Annotated in this window: 12 protein-coding genes; 4 read left to right on the forward strand and 8 right to left on the reverse strand. The window is 63.6% G+C overall.

The window, feature by feature from the left end:
• Window positions 1-119 precede the first annotated feature (119 nt).
• From JQ604_RS28485 to JQ604_RS28520, 8 genes are all read right to left on the reverse strand, one after another.
• Window positions 120-1,349, reverse strand: coding sequence for an ABC transporter substrate-binding protein (locus JQ604_RS28485; RefSeq protein ID WP_212364003.1), 1,230 nt, complete (start codon window positions 1,347-1,349; stop codon window positions 120-122).
• A gap of 252 nt (window positions 1,350-1,601) precedes the next feature.
• Window positions 1,602-2,828 carry an ABC transporter substrate-binding protein gene (locus JQ604_RS28490; protein WP_212364004.1) on the reverse strand — a complete coding sequence of 409 codons (1,227 nt, stop codon included), beginning with the start codon at window positions 2,826-2,828 and terminating at the stop codon, window positions 1,602-1,604.
• A 203-nt stretch (window positions 2,829-3,031) separates the two neighbouring features.
• Window positions 3,032-4,261, reverse strand: a complete 1,230-nt coding sequence (locus JQ604_RS28495; RefSeq protein WP_212364005.1) for an ABC transporter substrate-binding protein — start codon at window positions 4,259-4,261, stop codon at window positions 3,032-3,034.
• 30 nt (window positions 4,262-4,291) lie between these two features.
• Complete coding sequence (locus tag JQ604_RS28500) at window positions 4,292-5,308, reverse strand: branched-chain amino acid ABC transporter permease (RefSeq protein WP_212364006.1); 1,017 nt, start codon at window positions 5,306-5,308, stop codon at window positions 4,292-4,294.
• 2 nt (window positions 5,309-5,310) lie between these two features.
• Complete coding sequence (locus tag JQ604_RS28505; RefSeq protein ID WP_212364007.1) at window positions 5,311-6,189, reverse strand: branched-chain amino acid ABC transporter permease; 879 nt, start codon at window positions 6,187-6,189, stop codon at window positions 5,311-5,313.
• 12 nt (window positions 6,190-6,201) lie between these two features.
• A complete protein-coding gene (locus JQ604_RS28510; protein ID WP_212364008.1) occupies window positions 6,202-6,915 on the reverse strand; it encodes an ABC transporter ATP-binding protein in 714 nt (237 codons plus the stop codon).
• The gene (locus JQ604_RS28515; RefSeq protein ID WP_212364009.1) at window positions 6,912-7,709 is read right to left on the reverse strand and encodes an ABC transporter ATP-binding protein; all 798 of its coding nucleotides are present in this window, start codon (window positions 7,707-7,709) and stop codon (window positions 6,912-6,914) included. The genes JQ604_RS28510 and JQ604_RS28515 overlap by 4 nt, the downstream gene beginning before the upstream one ends.
• 72 nt (window positions 7,710-7,781) lie before the next feature.
• Complete coding sequence (locus JQ604_RS28520) at window positions 7,782-8,645, reverse strand: IclR family transcriptional regulator (protein ID WP_212364010.1); 864 nt, start codon at window positions 8,643-8,645, stop codon at window positions 7,782-7,784.
• Between the two features lie 168 nt (window positions 8,646-8,813).
• Between JQ604_RS28520 and JQ604_RS28525 the strand changes: the two genes are divergently transcribed.
• From JQ604_RS28525 to pimC, 4 genes are all read left to right on the forward strand, one after another.
• Window positions 8,814-10,910: a 3-hydroxyacyl-CoA dehydrogenase NAD-binding domain-containing protein gene (locus tag JQ604_RS28525; RefSeq protein ID WP_212364011.1), complete on the forward strand. Its 2,097-nt coding sequence runs from the start codon at window positions 8,814-8,816 to the stop codon at window positions 10,908-10,910.
• A 194-nt stretch (window positions 10,911-11,104) separates the two neighbouring features.
• Window positions 11,105-12,787: a dicarboxylate--CoA ligase PimA gene (gene pimA, locus JQ604_RS28530; protein ID WP_212364012.1), complete on the forward strand. Its 1,683-nt coding sequence runs from the start codon at window positions 11,105-11,107 to the stop codon at window positions 12,785-12,787.
• The gene (locus JQ604_RS28535; protein ID WP_212364013.1) at window positions 12,784-13,971 is read left to right on the forward strand and encodes an acetyl-CoA C-acyltransferase; all 1,188 of its coding nucleotides are present in this window, start codon (window positions 12,784-12,786) and stop codon (window positions 13,969-13,971) included. Before pimA ends, JQ604_RS28535 begins: the two co-directional genes overlap by 4 nt.
• 159 nt (window positions 13,972-14,130) lie before the next feature.
• Entirely contained in the window at window positions 14,131-15,321 is a 1,191-nt protein-coding gene (gene pimC, locus JQ604_RS28540) for a pimeloyl-CoA dehydrogenase large subunit (protein WP_212364014.1), read from the forward strand.
• The last annotated feature ends 126 nt before the right edge of the window (window positions 15,322-15,447 follow it).

The raw sequence follows: 15,447 nt of genomic DNA on the forward strand, positions 1-15,447 counted from the left end.
GAAGGCTCTTTTTGTTGCGGCGGAAACTATCATCTTGCCGGGGCCGTCTCAACGAAAAGCCCCCGCGGCAATGCCGCAGGGGCTCCCGTCTTTAGTCGACCGTCCGGAGCGATTTCGAGCTAGCCGCCGACGTCGCCGCTCAAAATTTCACCAAAGCGCTCCCAGGTCTCGCCCTTGAAGCGGATCAGTTGCAGCTGCGAAAGCGGCGCGAAGTCGGTCGCCGAGGTGTTAACCTTGACGCCCGGCAACAGCCCGCCCGGCTCGAAATCCTTGAGACTTGCGGCCTGCTTCATGATGTTCTCGCGGGTCAGATTGTCGCCGCAGGCCTTCAGCACTTGCACCAGGCCCTGGCTGACGATGTAGGCATACATCACCGAGGCGTCGGCGCGGTTGGCTTCCGGATAGTACTTATCCAGGAATTCGTTCCAGGCGATCATCGCCTTGTCGCTCTTCCACTGCGCGTCGGTCGGGTCCTTGAAATATTGCGAGGAGATGATGTCCTGCGCGTTATCGAAGCCGGCCGGCTTGATCACGCTGCCGATCGAGCCCGAGACGTTGTTGAGGAAATGCAGCGGCTTCCAGCCGAGCTCGGCGTTCTTCTTGATCGCCTGCGCCGCGAATTTCGGCGTGGTGATGTTCATGAAGACGTCGGCGCCCGTAGCCTTCAGCCGTACGATGTGCGAGTCGATGGTCGGCTCGGAGACCTCATAGCTGTCCTCGATCACGATCATCGAAGCCGCCTTGGCGCCGAGGCCGTCCTTGAAACCCTTCAGATAGTCCTTGCCGTAATCGTCGTTCTGGTAGAGCACGGCGATCTTGGCGTCCGGCTTGTTCTTCAGGATGTACTTCGCATAGATGATGGTCTCGCTCTGGTAGTTGGGCTGCCAGCCCATCGTCCACGGGAAATCCTTCGGGTCGTTCCACTTGGTGGCGCCGGTGGCGACGAACAGTTGCGGCACCTTCTTCTGGTTCATGTATTTCTGGATCGCCGTGTTGGGCGGCGTGCCGAGCGAGTTGAAGATCAGCAGCACCTCGTCGCTCTCGACCAGCTTGCGCGCCTGCTCCACCGTCTTCGGCGGCGAATAGGCGTCGTCATAGCTGACAAAATTGATCTTGCGGCCGTTGATGCCGCCCTCGGCGTTGATCTTGCGGAAGTAGGCTTCCTCGGTCTTGCCGATCACGCCATAGGCCGACGCCGGTCCCGAATACGGCATGATGTTGCCGATCTTGATCTCGCTGTCGGTGGCGCCGGTATCGTATTTTTTCTGTGCGATGGACGTGGTGGAGGAGGCCGCGAGAAGTGCGAGGGCGGCGGAAAGGGCGCCCAATCGCAAACGGAATACAGGCATTTTGATCTCCCTTGGGATCATGATGATGCGTCATGTTTTTTTGGATCGGGAGCACTTCGCGGCTCGTTGTGGCATTGAATACCTTTCGCCGCTGACCGGCAATAAGAAGCCCCCGGCGATGATGTCGCGGGAGGCGTCATTTAGTCGAACGCTGCGATCAGAGGATGCCGCTGCGCGGAATATCGGGATGATGCGGGGAAGTAGAAAGCCAGCCGCACTTCGCGATCGGCGCGAAGCCCGCCTTTGTTGGTCTCAATGGCCGAGATCGGCGGAGATGATGTCACCGAACAGCTCCCACTTCTGGCCCTTGAAGCGCATCATGCGCAGCTGCTTGATCGGCGCGAAGTCGGTGGCCGAGGTGTTGACCGTGATGCCCGGCAGCAGCGTATCGAGCTCGACGCCTTTCAGGCTGGCGGCCTGCTTCATGACATTGGCGCGCGTGAGATCGTCGCCGCACATCTGCAGCACTTTTGCCAATGTCTGCGCGGCGGCGTAGCCGAACACGACGGCACCATCGAGCTTGTTGGCGTCCGGCTCGTACTTCTGCAGGAACGCCAAGAATTTCATCATGCCGGCGTCATGGTCCCATTGCGGGTCGGAGCCGTCCTTCAAATAGGAGGCCGACAGGATGCCCTGCGCGTTCTCGAAGCCGGCCGGCTGCAGCACGCCGCCGACCGAGGCCGAGACGTTGGACACGATGTGCAGCGGCTGCCAGCCGATCTCGGCGGCCTTCTTGATCGCCTGCGCGGTGAATTTCGGCGTGGCGATGGTGATCAGGGTATCGGCGCCGGCCGCCTTCAGCTTCACGACGTGGTTGTCGATCGCGGACTCGGACGTCTCGTAGCTCTCCTCCAGCACGATCATCGCGGCCTTGTCGCCAAAGCCATTCTTCAGGCCCTTGAGATAGTCCTTGCCGAAATCGTCGTTCTGGAAGAGCACGCCGACCTTGGCCTCCGGCTTCTCCTTCATGATGAATTTGGCGTAGACCCGCGCCTCGTCCTGGTAGCTGGGCTGCCAGCCCATGGTCCACGGAAAGTTGGCCGGATCGTTCCATTTCGACGCGCCGCTGGCGACGAACAGCTGCGGCACCTTTTTCGTGTTCATGTATTTCTGGATCGCGCCGTTAGCTGCGGTGCCGAGCGAGTTGAAGATCAGCAGCACCTCATTGCTTTCGACCAGCTTGCGGGCCTGCTCCACGGTCTTGGGCGGCGAATAGGCATCGTCATAGGAGATGAACTTGATCTTGCGGCCGTTGATGCCGCCCTCGGCATTGACCATCGCGAAATACGCGGCTTCGGTCTTGCCGATCACGCCATAGCCCGAGGCCGGGCCGCTATAGGGCATGATGTTGCCGATCCTGATCTCGCTATCGCTGGCGCCCGTGTCGTATGTCTTCTGGGCCTCTGCGCCGCTGCAGGTCGCGGCGAGCAGGACGAACGCCGTCGAGAGCGCGGCGAGGGGCAGGCGGGCGGCCATCATTTGGTTTTTTGATCCGTATTCTTTGAAGCATGATCCGGAAAAGTGTGACGCGGTTTTCCGAAAAGATCATGCTCGAATAAAAAGCCTGAAGCGCGACGCTTCGCGCTTCAGGCGGGATTCAATACCATTCATGCGACGCGTCAACAAAAAGCCCCTGCAACTTCCGTTGCAGGGGCTTCCTTGGTCAGTACTGCAGTGCAGCGTTATTCGGACGCGACGTCGCCCGAGATGATGTCGCCGAACAGCTCCCACTTCTCGCCCTTGAAGCGCTGCATCTGCAGCTGGGCGAGCGGGGCGAAGTCGGTGGCCGAGGTGTTGAGCTTGACGCCGGGCAGGACGGTGTCTGGCGCAAAATCCTTCAGGCTCGCCGCCTGCTTCATCACATTGGCGCGGGTCAGGTCGTCGCCGGACATCTGCAGCACCTTGGCGAGCGTCTGCGCGGCGCCGTAGCCATAGACGATGCTGGTGTCGGTCTTGTCCGCGCCCGGCATGTACTTGTCGACGAACTCGTTCCATTTCTTCATGCCGGGATCGTTGGCCCATTGCGGGTCGCTGGAGTCCTTGGCATAGGCCGCCGACAGCACGCCCTGGGCGTTCTCGAAGCCGGCCGGCCGCATCACGCTGCCGACCGAGATCGAGACGTTGGTCAGGATCTGCAGCGGCTTCCAGCCGAGCTCGGCGGTCTTCTTGATGGTCTGGGCCGCGAATTTCGGCGTGGCATAGATCAGCAGCACGTCCGGATTGGCGGCCTTGATCTTCACGATGTGCCCGTCGATCGACGGCTCGGACACTTCATAGCTCTCTTCCATGATGATGGTGGACGCCGCCTTGGCGCCGAGCCCGTCCTTGGTGCCCTTCAGATAGTCCTTGCCGAAGTCGTCGTTCTGATAGAGCACCGCGACCTTGGCGTCGGGCTTCTCCTTCATCAGCCATTTGGCGTAGATCTGGGCTTCGCTCTGGTAGGACGGCTGCCAGCCCATGGTCCACGGGAAGTTCTTCGGATCGTTCCACTTGGTGGCGCCGGTGGCGACGAACAGCTGCGGGATCTTCTTGGCGTTGAGATATTTCTGAATCGCGGTGTTCGAGGGCGTGCCGAGCGGGTTGAACACGAACAGCACCTCGTCGCTCTCGACGAGCTTGCGGACCTGCTCGACGGCCTTCGGCGGCGAGTAGGCGTCGTCATAGCTGACGAAGTTGACCTTGCGGCCGTTGATTCCGCCCTGATCGTTGATCATCTTGAAATAGGCTTCTTCGGTCTTGCCGATCACGCCATAGGCGGATGCCGGCCCCGAATAGGGCATGATGTTGCCGACCTTGATCTCGGTGTCGGTCGCGCCCGTGTCGTATTTCTTCTGGGCGAAGGCGGTGGTCGAAGTCGCGGCAAAGGCGGTGACCGCCGCGGCAGCCGCGGCGATCCTCAAAGTCGAAAGCATAGTGTCTCCTGGATCTCTCTTCTTGGGTTCTTAGTTCTTCTTGAGCTTGCCAAACAGTTGCGTGGCAACGATGGCGACCTGCCTTGCGCCATGCGGCACGAGGAAGATGACGAGGAACAGCAGCACGCCGAACACGGCGCCGGAGAGGCCCTTGGAGATGCCCTCGGCGATGTTCGGCACGAAGATGATGAAGGCGGAGCCTACGATCGAGCCGGGCAACCAGCCGACGCCGCCGACCACCATGCCGAGGAACAGCGAGATCGCCAGCGTGATGGTGTAGCCGTCGGGCGCGACAAACTGCACCGCGATGGCGCCGAGGCCGCCGGCGACGCCGGTGATGCCGGCCGAGACGCCGAACGCCAGCGTCTTGTACAGCGCGACGTCGACGCCCATCGCGGAGGCCGCGATCTCGTTGTCGCGGATCGCCATGAAGGCGCGGCCCGAGCGGGAGCGCAGCAGGTTCACCGAGGCAAGGTAGATCCCGATGGTGATCACCAGTGTGAAGTAATACAGCCACATGTCCTGCGACATCGGCAGCCCGAACGGCGCATCCGGCTTGGTGACGACGAGGCCCTGCACGCCGCCGGTCCAGTGCTCGAAGAAACCGAGCTTGAGCAGCTGCGGCATCGCGGTGGCGAGCGCGAACGTCGCCAGCGCGAGATAGACGCCGGAGAGCCGGAGCGCCGGCTTGCCGAACAGGTATCCAAAGCCAAAGCAGATGATACCTGCGATCGGCAGCGTCAGCGCGTAGTTCATGTTGGCGTGTTCCATCAGGATCGCCGACGTGTAAGCACCGACGGCATAGAACGCGCTTTGGCCGAGCGAGAACTGCCCGCTTCCGCCGGTCAGGATGTTCAGCGCCAGCACGGCGAGGCCGTAGATCAGCAGCATCGTCATCTGGAAGATGATGAAGTTCTTGACCAGCAGCGGCGTGATGATCAGTGCGACCAGCACCACCAGCGAGGTGCCATAGCCGAGCGTCATGGCGCGCTTGGGAACGGCCTCGACGGCCTGGCCTTCGGTGACGACTTCTTCAGCGGCGCTCATGATCAAACTCGCTTGATGATGGGCCGGCCGAACAGGCCTGCCGGTTTGACGACCAGGACGGTGATGATCAGCGCAAGCGCGATCGGGAGCTTCAGCTCATTGCCGACGCCGGGAATGTAGGTCCCGACGAGGTTCTCGAAGACGCCGACCAGGAAGCCGCCGACGACGGCACCGAACGGCGAGGTCAGGCCGCCGAGCACGGCAGCGGCGAAGCCGTAGATCAGCACACCCAGCATCATGTTCGGCTCGAGGAACACGACCGGCGCGATCATCATGCCCGCGACCGAGCCGATCGCGGCGGCCATGCCCCAGCCGAGCGCGATCATCCAGGACGTGTTGATGCCGACCAGCCGCGCCGATTCGGGCAGCGAGGCGGCGGCCCGCATCGCGAGACCCACGCGGGTGAAGCGGAAGAAGAAGAACAGCAGCACCAGCATCAGGATCGTCAGCCCGATCATGCCGGCCTGGTGGGTCGAGATCAGCTGGCTGCCCAGGAACGGCGAGGAGCCGAACGGGGTCGGATACTGCTTGATGGTGAAGTCCCAGATCAGGCCGGCGACGCTGTTGATGATCGCATACAGCGCGATGAAGCCGGCGACGTTGGTCAGGATCGGTGCCTTGGCCAGCGGCTTGAACAGCAGCCGCTCGATGGCGATGCCTGCGACGAACGAGAAACCGACCGTGAGCACGAAGGAGCCCCAATAGGGCACGCCCCACTGCATCAGCTGCCAGGAGATGAAGGTCGAGAACATCGCCATTTCGCCCTGGGCGAAGTTCAGATGGTCGATCGCCTGGTAGATCATGACCACGGCGAGCGCCATACAGGCATAGATCGCCCCGGTCGCGACGCCGGCCAGGACTTGGTTGACGAACAGTTCCATGGTCCCGGTCCCTCAGTAGCCCAGATAGGATTTGCGGACGTCTTCGTTGTTCGCGATGTCCTTGGCGTTGCCAGCCATCACGATCCGTCCGGTTTCGATCACATAGGCCTGGTCGGCGAGCTCCAGCGCCAGCTGCGCGTTCTGCTCGACGACGAGGATGGTGACCTTGTCCTCACGGTTGATCTTGCCGAGGATGCCGAACAGGTCGCGCACGATCAGCGGCGCGAGGCCGAACGACGGCTCGTCGAGCAGCATCAGCCGCGGCCGCAGCATCAGCGCGCGCGCGACCGCGAGCATCTGCTGCTCGCCGCCCGACAGCGTGCCGGCCTGCTGGGTGTAGCGCTGCTTCAGCACCGGGAAGTGCGCGTACATCCGCTCGATGTCGGAGACGATCGCCTTCTTGTCGGTGCGGGTGATGGCCCCGAGCTGCAGGTTCTCCTCCACCGTCATGGTGGTGAAGGTGCCGCGGCCCTGCGGCACATGGGCGATGCCGAGGCGGACCACGTTCTCGGTCGAGCGGGTGCCGATCGGCTTGCCCTCGAACTCGATCGCCCCGGTCGAGCGCACCATGTTGCAGATCGCGCGCAAGGTCGTGGTCTTGCCGGCGCCGTTGGCGCCGAGCAGCGTGGTGAGCGAGCCCTCGTTGAGCGAGAAGGACAGGCCGTGCAGGGCCTGGACCTGGCCGTAATAGGCGCGCAGGTCCTTGACGTTGAGCATCGCGGTCATTGGTCCTTGCTCCCCAGATAGGCCTTGATCACATCCGGGTCGGCCTGGACCTGGGCCGGCGTTCCCTCGGCCAGCTTGCGGCCGAAATTCAGTGCGACGACGTGGTCGGCGATCGACATCACGAGACCCATGTGATGCTCGACCAGCAGCACGGTCATGTGGCGCTCGTCGCGGATTTTGCGGATCAGGTCGCCGAGCACATAGACTTCCTCATGGTTGAGGCCGCCGGCCGGCTCGTCGAGCAGCAGGATCTTGGGATCTGCGGCCAATGCGCGCGCCAGCTCGACGCGCTTCTGGGTGCCGAAGGGCAGGCCGGACACCACGGTGTGTGCGACGCTTTCGAGATCGAGATAGGCGAGGATCTCGTGCACCTTCTTGTTCATGTCGGCTTCGCCGCGGCGAACCCAGGCGAGCTTCAGCGAGTCGCTGACGATGTCGCTGGAGGTGCGGGCATGGGCGCCGACGCGCACATTGTCGATCACGGACAGGTTCGGGAACAGCGCGACGTTCTGGAACGTGCGGCCGATGCCGATCTCGGCGATCTTGTGCGGCGGCCGTGTCAGGATGCTCGCGCCTTCCATCAGGATGTCGCCGGAGGAGGGCTGGTAGAGGCGGGACAGGCAGTTGAACAGCGTGGTCTTGCCGGCGCCGTTCGGGCCGATCAGGCCGAGGATCGCACCCTTGTGCATGTCGAAGGTCACGCCGTTCAGCGCGATGATGCCGCCGAACACGACGCTGACGTCGCGAACCGCGAGCAGGGGCGCATTGCTCTGCGCGAGTTGTGCCTGCGTCATCTCGTCTCGCCCGCGCTCTTGAAGCTGCGGGAGCGACCTTGCGAAGCAAGTCGCAGGTCATGATGGACGCGCTCAGATCCCCTCGGCCAAACGTGCAACTTTCCCTCCTCCTCTAGGCTTTTTGCTTTCTTGTTTTTTGAATTGCGGCGCCGTTCCACCGAGCGCCTGTTCGATGTTCCTTACCATCGCGACAAGGCGAGGTCCAATGTCGTTGCGCAAACGGTCTTCCGTGAAGCGGAATGCCGGTGCGCCACAATTGAAGGCATATGGTCCAGTTCCATCGTTCAGCTTCAGCGCGACGCCGGCGGCGGCGACGTCGTCCTGCCAGTCGCCGGTCGACATCGTGAAGCCATACTTCGCCACCGTCTCGCCGGAGCGCTCGATGCCGTCGCGCATCTTGGCCCAGCGGCTGCCGTAGTGATCGCGCAGATCGCGCAATAAAGCGGCACGCTCGTCGGGCGGCAGTGCCCAGATATAGGCACGGCCCATCGCGGTGGTTGCGATCGGAATCCGTGAGCCGACATCGAGTTGCACACCGAGCGTCAATCCGTTCCGGCTCTGGCCGAAGTAGATCATGTTGTGACGGTCGCGCCCGCCGATCGCGACCGCGCCGCCGGTCTCGCGCATCACTTCTTCACGATAGGGCTCGGACAAATGCCGAACGCCGAGATTGGCGAGTGCGGCGTAGCCCAGCGCCATCGCCGACGGCGCCAGCTGATACTTCTCGAAACGGGGAACGGGTGTCAGGTATCCCAGCTTGGTCAGCGTATATGTCAGGCGGGAAATGGTCGGCTTCGGTAATTTGGTCCGCGCCGCGATCTCCTGATTGCCAAGCAGGCCGTCATTGGGTTGGAATGCGCGCAGGACATCGAGCCCGCGGGACAGCGCGACGACGAAATTGCGATCGGTCGCTGCTTTCTTCCCTGGTCGCTTCATTCCCTGCCTTCGTCATGCTCGTTGACAAGGCACGTGCTTCAAAATAACCCTCCGTGTCAAGATGTGGAATTAAATTTCGCTCTGCGAAATTGGTCTAATCGCAGCTTCTCGACGCAAGTCGCGCAGCACCTCAACGCAAGTTCAAGAACAAGCATCAGGGAGAGTCCCGTGAGCGAAGTCGTCACACTCGAACGTCAGGACAATATTGCTGTCATCACGGTTAACAGCCCTCCAGTGAATGCGCTGAGCGCCGCGGTGCGCGGCGGTATTCTCGAATGCATGAAGAGCGCGATCGCCGATGCACAGGTTCAGGGCATCGTGCTGACCTGCGCCGGCCGCACGTTTATCGCCGGTGCCGACATCACCGAATTCGGCAAGCCGCCGAAGCCGCCCGGCCTCGCCGAAGTGCTTGTCTTGATGGATGACTCGCCGAAGCCGATCGTTGCCGCGATTCACGGCACCGCACTCGGCGGCGGTCTCGAGGTCGCGCTGGCATGCCACTATCGTGTTGCGACCAAGGATGCCAAGCTCGGTCTGCCCGAGGTGAAGCTCGGCCTGCTGCCGGGCGCCGGCGGCACCCAGCGGCTGCCGCGCGCGGTCGGCCCTGAGCTTGCCGTCAAGATGATCGTCGGCGGCGATCCGATCGGCGCGGAAGCTGCGCTGAAGGCCGGCCTGATCGAAGAGATCGTTGAGGGACCGGCCGCCGGCGGCGTGGCGTTCTGTCGCAAGCTCGTGGCCGAGAAGCGCCCGCTGCGCCGGCTGCGCGATGACGACAGCAAGATCGCGGCTGCCAAGGCCGATCGCTCGATCTTCACCAATGCCGTCGCCGCGCTGACCAAGAAGGCGCGCGGGCTGGAAGCGCCGTTCGCGGCTGCGGATGCCGTCGGGGCCGCGATCGACCTGCCATTCGACGAGGGTCTCAAGAAGGAGCGCGAAGGCTTCCTCAAATTGCTGACGAGCGACCAGTCCAAGGCGCAGCGCTACGCCTTCTTCGCCGAGCGCGAGGCCAACAAGATCGAGGGCGTGCCAGAGGGCACCAAGTCGCGCCCGGTCGCGCGCGTCGCGATCCTTGGCGCCGGCACCATGGGCGGCGGCATCGCGATGTCGTTTGCCAATGCCGGGATTCCCGTCACGCTGATCGAGACCGCCGAGGAGCAGCTCAAGCGCGGCATGGGCATCATGCAGAAGAACTGGGAAGCGACCGCAGCGCGCGGCGGCATCCCGGCGGACGCGCCCGCCAAGCGCATGGCGCTGATCAACGGCGTCGTTGGCATCGAGAACATCGGTGACGCCGACCTGGTGATCGAGGCCGTGTTCGAGACCATGGCGGTCAAGAAGGACGTGTTCGGCAAGCTCGATCAGTACGCCAAGCCCGGCGCGGTGCTCGCTTCGAACACCTCGTATCTCAACATCGACGAGATCGCGAAGGCGACCAAGCGTCCGCAGGACGTGCTCGGCATGCACTTCTTCTCGCCGGCCAATGTGATGAAGCTGTGCGAGATCGTCCGCGCCGACAAGACCGCGCCAGATGCGCTGGTCACCGCCGTCTCGATCGCGCGCAAGATCGCCAAGGTCCCCGCCGTGGTCGGCGTCTGCGACGGTTTTGTGGGCAACCGCATGCTGGCCCAGCGCGGCAAACAGTCGGAAAAGCTCTTGTTCGAAGGCGCGTTGCCGCAGCAGGTCGACGCCGTGGTGACGAAGTTCGGCATGCCCATGGGGCCGTTCGCGATGGGCGATCTCGCCGGCCTCGACATCGGCTGGCGCTCGCGCAAGGACCGCGGCATCAAGTCGGAGATCGCGGACGCGCTCTGCGAAGCCGGCCGCTTCGGCCAGAAGACCGGGAAGGGCTACTACAAGTATGAGCAGGGCTCCCGCTCGGCGCTGCCCGATCCCGAGGTCGAGACGCTGATCGACGAGACCTTGGCGCGCCTCGGCCTCAAGAAGCGCGTCGTCAGCGACGAGGAGATCCTCGAGCGCATGATGTACCCGATGATCAACGAGGGCGCGAAGATCCTCGCCGAAGGCATCGCGGCGCGTCCGAGCGACATCGACGTGGTCTGGCTCTATGGCTACGGCTGGCCGATCTATCGCGGCGGCCCGATGTTCTGGGCCGACACCGTCGGCCTCAAGCACATCGCCGATCGCCTGGCCTTCTACGCCAAGGAGACCAACGATCCCTCGCTGGAGCCGGCCCCGCTGCTGAAGAAGCTCGCGGACGAAGGCAAGACGTTCGCCTCGCTCGCGGCGGCGTCGAAGGCGGCGTGATCTGCTTTCGTGATCGTCCTTAGCGACACAAAGACGGTGACAGGGTTCCCTCCCCCCTTGTGGGGGAGGGTTAGGGAGAGGGGTGGCGGCATCGGGACTGCCCGAGTGGACCCCCTTCCCCCAACCCCTCCCCACAAGGGGGAGGGGAGCCCGCGCGCCGGTGCTCACCTCACGTAACGGTAGTCGAACTCTTCATGACCTATCCCGGCGAACAATATTATCCGAACGGCGTGCGCTGGAGCGATCCGATCACGCGCGGCACGCTGCCGGACCTACTCTTCACCGCGGCCGCCGAATTCGGTGCGCGCCCGGTGCTCGAATTCCGCGATCGTCCGATCAGCTACAGCGAGCTGGAAGCCCTGGCAGAAACCGCGGCCGCCGCATTTCTGCGCGCTGGCTACGGCAAGAACAATTCGGTCGCGCTGTTCCTCGGCAACACGCCGGACCATCCCGTCAATTTCTTCGGTGCGTTGAAAGCGGGCGCCCGTGTCGTGCATCTGTCGCCGCTCGACGGCGAGATCGCGCTGTCGCACAAGCTTTCCGACTCCGGCGCGCGCGTGCTGGTCACCAGCAATCTCTCCGCGCTGCTGCCGACCGCGCTGAAATTCCTCAACAAGGGGCTGCTCGACCGCCTGATTGTCTGCGAGGACGACCGGTGGGGCAAGGTCGGCACGCCGCAAACAGCGCTGCCCGACGATCCCAGGATCATCACCCACAAGCAGTTCGCCGATGGCGCGACCAAGCCGGCGCAATGGCCGGCGATCGACGTCGAGGACGTCGCGCTGCTGCAATATACCGGCGGCACCACCGGCCTGCCGAAGGGCGCGATGCTGAGCCACGGCAATCTCACCTCGGCGGTCTCGGTCTATGACGTCTGGGGCGCGCCGGCGCGACGCGAGCGCAATGCGATCGAGCGCGTGATCTGCGTGCTGCCGCTGTTTCATATCTACGCGCTGACGGTGGTGCTGCTGTCGGCGATCCGCCGCGGCCATCTGATCTCGCTGCATCAGCGCTTCGACGTCGAAAGCGTGATGCGCGACATCGAGGTCAAACGTGCGACCGTCTTCCCGGGCGTGCCGACGATGTGGATCGCGATCGCCTCGCTGCCCGATCTCGACAAGCGCGATCTGTCGTCGCTGGTCACGGCCGGCTCCGGCGGCGCGCCGCTGCCGGTGGAGGTGGCAAAGATCTTCGAGCGCCGCGTCGGCATGAAGCTGAAGAGCGGCTGGGGTATGACGGAGACCTGCTCGCCCGGCACCGGCCATCCCAAGGAAGGCCCGGACAAGCCTGGCTCGATCGGCCTGATGCTGCCGGGCATCGAGATGGACGTGGTGTCGCTGGAAGACTCGACCAGGGTGATGCCGGTGGGCGAGGTCGGCGAGATCCGCATCCGCGGTCCGAACGTGACAAAAGGCTACTGGAACAGGCCGAAGGAAACCGCGGACGCCTTTGTCGGCGATCGCTTCCTGACCGGCGATATCGGCTACATGGATGCCGACGGCTATTTCTTCCTGGTCGACCGCAAGAAGGACATGATCATCTCCGGCGGCTTCAACGTCTATCCGCAGATGATCGAGCAGGCGATCTACACGCACCCCGCCGTTCACGAGGTGATCGTGATCGGCATATCAGACGATTATCGCGGCGAGGCCGCGAAGGCCTTCATCAAGCTGCGCGACGGCGAGAAGGAATTCTCCGTCGACGATCTCCGCGCCTTCCTCACCGGCAAGCTCGGCAAGCATGAATTGCCCGCCGCGGTCGAATTCGTCGCCGAGCTGCCGCGCACGCCCGTTGGAAAGCTGTCGCGCCATGAGCTGCGCCAGCAACAACCCTCATCCCAACCCAAACCCCAAGCTGCATCAGGATCCCGTTCATGACCGACGCCGTTATCGTCTCCACCGCCCGCACGCCGATCGGCAAGGCCTATCGCGGCGCGCTCAATGCCACCGAGGGCGCGACCTTGCTCGGTCACGCCATCGGCGAGGCCGTCGCGCGCGCAAAGGTCGATCCGAAGGAGATCGAGGACGTGGTGATGGGCGCCGCCCTGCAGCAGGGCGCGACCGGCGGCAACATCGCGCGCAAGGCGCTGCTTCGTGCCGGTCTCCCGGTGACCGTCGCCGGCACCACCATCGATCGCCAGTGCGCGTCCGGCCTGCAGGCCATCGCACTCGCCGCGCGCTCGGTGATTTTCGACGGCGTCGAGATCGCGGTCGGTGGCGGCGGCGAGTCGATCAGCCTCGTGCAGAACGACAAGATGAACGGCTTTCACGCCCAGGACCCCGCGCTCTTGAAGATCAAGGGCGAGGTCTACATGCCCATGATCGACACGGCGGAAGTCGTGGCGAAGCGCTATGGCATCTCACGCGAGAAGCAGGATGAATATTCGCTGGAGAGCCAGCGCCGCACCGCAGCCGCCCAGCAGGGCGGCAAGTTCAAGGACGAGCTCGCGCCGATCAAGACCATGATGGCGGTGACCGACAAGGCCACCGGTGCCGTGACGATGAAGGAAATCACGCTGTCGCAGGACGAGGGCCCGCGGCCCGAGACCACGGCGGAAGGCCTTGCCGGCCTGAAGGCCGTGCGCGGCGACGGCTTTACGATCACCGCCGGCAATGCCAGCCAGCTCTCGGATGGCGCCAGCGCCTCCGTGATCATGAGCGACAAGGAAGCGGCCAAGCGTGGCCTCGCCCCGCTCGGCATCTTCCGCGGCTTCGTCTCCGCAGGCTGCGAGCCCGACGAGATGGGCATCGGCCCGGTATTCGCGGTGCCGCGCCTGCTCAAGCGCCACGGGCTCTCGGTCGACGACATCGGTCTCTGGGAATTGAACGAGGCTTTCGCCGTGCAGGTGCTCTACTGCCGCGACAAGCTCGGCATCGATCCCGAGAAGATCAACGTCAACGGCGGCGCGATCTCGGTCGGCCATCCCTACGGCATGTCGGGCGCGCGCCTGACCGGCCACGCGCTGATCGAAGGCCGCCGCCGCAAGGCCAAGTACGCGGTCGTCACCATGTGCGTCGGCGGCGGCATGGGCGCGGCGGGTCTGTTCGAGGTGCTGAACTAATTCCGTCGTCCTGGCGAAAGCCAGGACCCATTACCCCAAGTCTCGGCAGGGGCATCGACGGCAGCCACCGACTGATACGACGAAGGCCGGTGGTAATGGATCCTGGCTTTCGCCAGGATGACGAAGGAAGAAGCTAGGTTTTGCTCAAAGGAGGATCCGATGGATCTCGCTTTCACCAAGGAAGAAATCGCGTTTCGCGAGGAAGTGCGGGAGTTCTTCAAGACCAACGTGCCGCCGGATACGCGGCGCAAGCTGCAGGAAGGCCGCCATCTGTCGAAGGACGAGATGGTCACCTGGTGGCGCATCCTCAACAAGAAGGGCTGGGGCGTCACGCACTGGCCGAAGGAATATGGCGGCACCGGCTGGACCAGCGTGCAGCACTACATCTTCAACGAGGAGCTGCAGTCCTATCCGGCGCCGCAGCCGCTCGCCTTCGGCGTCAGCATGGTCGGTCCGGTCATCTACACCTTCGGCAATGAGAAGCAGAAGAAGGAATACCTGCCGCGCATCGCCAATGTCGACGACTGGTGGTGCCAGGGCTTCTCGGAGCCGGGCTCGGGGTCGGACCTCGCCTCGCTGAAGACCAAGGCCGAGCGCAAAGGCGACAAGTGGATCATCAACGGCCAGAAGACCTGGACCACGCTCGCCCAGCACGCCGACATGATCTTTTGCCTCTGCCGCACCGACAACAATGCGAAGAAGCAGATGGGCATCTCCTTCATCGTGTTCTCGATGAAGTCGAAGGGCGTTACCGTGCGTCCGATCCAGACCATCGACGGCGGCCACGAGGTCAACGAAGTCTTCTTCGACGACGTCGAGGTTCCCGTCGAGAACCTGATCGGCGAGGAGAACAAGGGCTGGGATTACGCAAAATTCCTGCTCGGCAATGAGCGCACCGGCATCGCCCGCGTCGGCGTCTCCAAGGAGCGGCTGCGCCGCATCCGCGATCTCGCCTCCAAGGTCGAGGCCGGCGGCAAGGCGATCATCGAGGATCCCGCGTTCCGCGAGAAGCTCACGGCCTGCGAGATCGAGCTGAAGGCGCTGGAATTGACCCAGCTGCGCGTCGTCGCCGACGAGGGCAAGCACGGCAAGGGCAAGCCCAACCCGGCCTCCTCGGTGCTCAAGATCAAGGGCTCGGAGATCCAGCAGACCACCACCGAGCTGCTGATGGAGGTGATCGGCCCGTTCGCCGCGCCCTACGACGAGCACGGCGATGCCGGCTCCAACGAGAGCATGGACTGGTCCGCGCAGATCGCGCCGAGCTACTTCAACAACCGCAAGGTTTCGATCTACGGCGGCTCCAACGAGATCCAGCGCAACATCATCAGCAAGGCGGTGCTGGGGCTTTGATCCTCCCCCTCTCCCCGCTCTTGCGGGGAGAGGGTTGGGGTGAGGGGCATCTCTCCGCGCAATGATTGCCTGGGGACCTGTACCCCCTCACCCGACGCGTTTCACGCGTCGACCTCTCCCCGCAGG

The organism is Bradyrhizobium jicamae (assembly GCF_018130695.1).
Classification (GTDB): Bacteria; Pseudomonadota; Alphaproteobacteria; order Rhizobiales; family Xanthobacteraceae; genus Bradyrhizobium; species Bradyrhizobium jicamae_B.

What these genes read in the sequence shown, in the direction of transcription:
- JQ604_RS28485 (WP_212364003.1), bottom strand. Translation starts at nt 1,349, where the DNA reads ATGCCTGTATTCCGTTTGCGATTGGGCGCCCTTTCCGCCGCCCTCGCA.
- JQ604_RS28490 (WP_212364004.1), bottom strand. Translation starts at nt 2,828, where the DNA reads ATGATGGCCGCCCGCCTGCCCCTCGCCGCGCTCTCGACGGCGTTCGTC.
- JQ604_RS28495 (WP_212364005.1), bottom strand. Translation starts at nt 4,261, where the DNA reads ATGCTTTCGACTTTGAGGATCGCCGCGGCTGCCGCGGCGGTCACCGCC.
- JQ604_RS28500 (WP_212364006.1), bottom strand. Translation starts at nt 5,308, where the DNA reads ATGAGCGCCGCTGAAGAAGTCGTCACCGAAGGCCAGGCCGTCGAGGCC.
- JQ604_RS28505 (WP_212364007.1), bottom strand. Translation starts at nt 6,189, where the DNA reads ATGGAACTGTTCGTCAACCAAGTCCTGGCCGGCGTCGCGACCGGGGCG.
- JQ604_RS28510 (WP_212364008.1), bottom strand. Translation starts at nt 6,915, where the DNA reads ATGACCGCGATGCTCAACGTCAAGGACCTGCGCGCCTATTACGGCCAG.
- JQ604_RS28515 (WP_212364009.1), bottom strand. Translation starts at nt 7,709, where the DNA reads ATGACGCAGGCACAACTCGCGCAGAGCAATGCGCCCCTGCTCGCGGTT.
- JQ604_RS28520 (WP_212364010.1), bottom strand. Translation starts at nt 8,645, where the DNA reads ATGAAGCGACCAGGGAAGAAAGCAGCGACCGATCGCAATTTCGTCGTC.
- pimA (WP_212364012.1), top strand. Translation starts at nt 11,105, where the DNA reads ATGACCTATCCCGGCGAACAATATTATCCGAACGGCGTGCGCTGGAGC.
- JQ604_RS28535 (WP_212364013.1), top strand. Translation starts at nt 12,784, where the DNA reads ATGACCGACGCCGTTATCGTCTCCACCGCCCGCACGCCGATCGGCAAG.
- pimC (WP_212364014.1), top strand. Translation starts at nt 14,131, where the DNA reads ATGGATCTCGCTTTCACCAAGGAAGAAATCGCGTTTCGCGAGGAAGTG.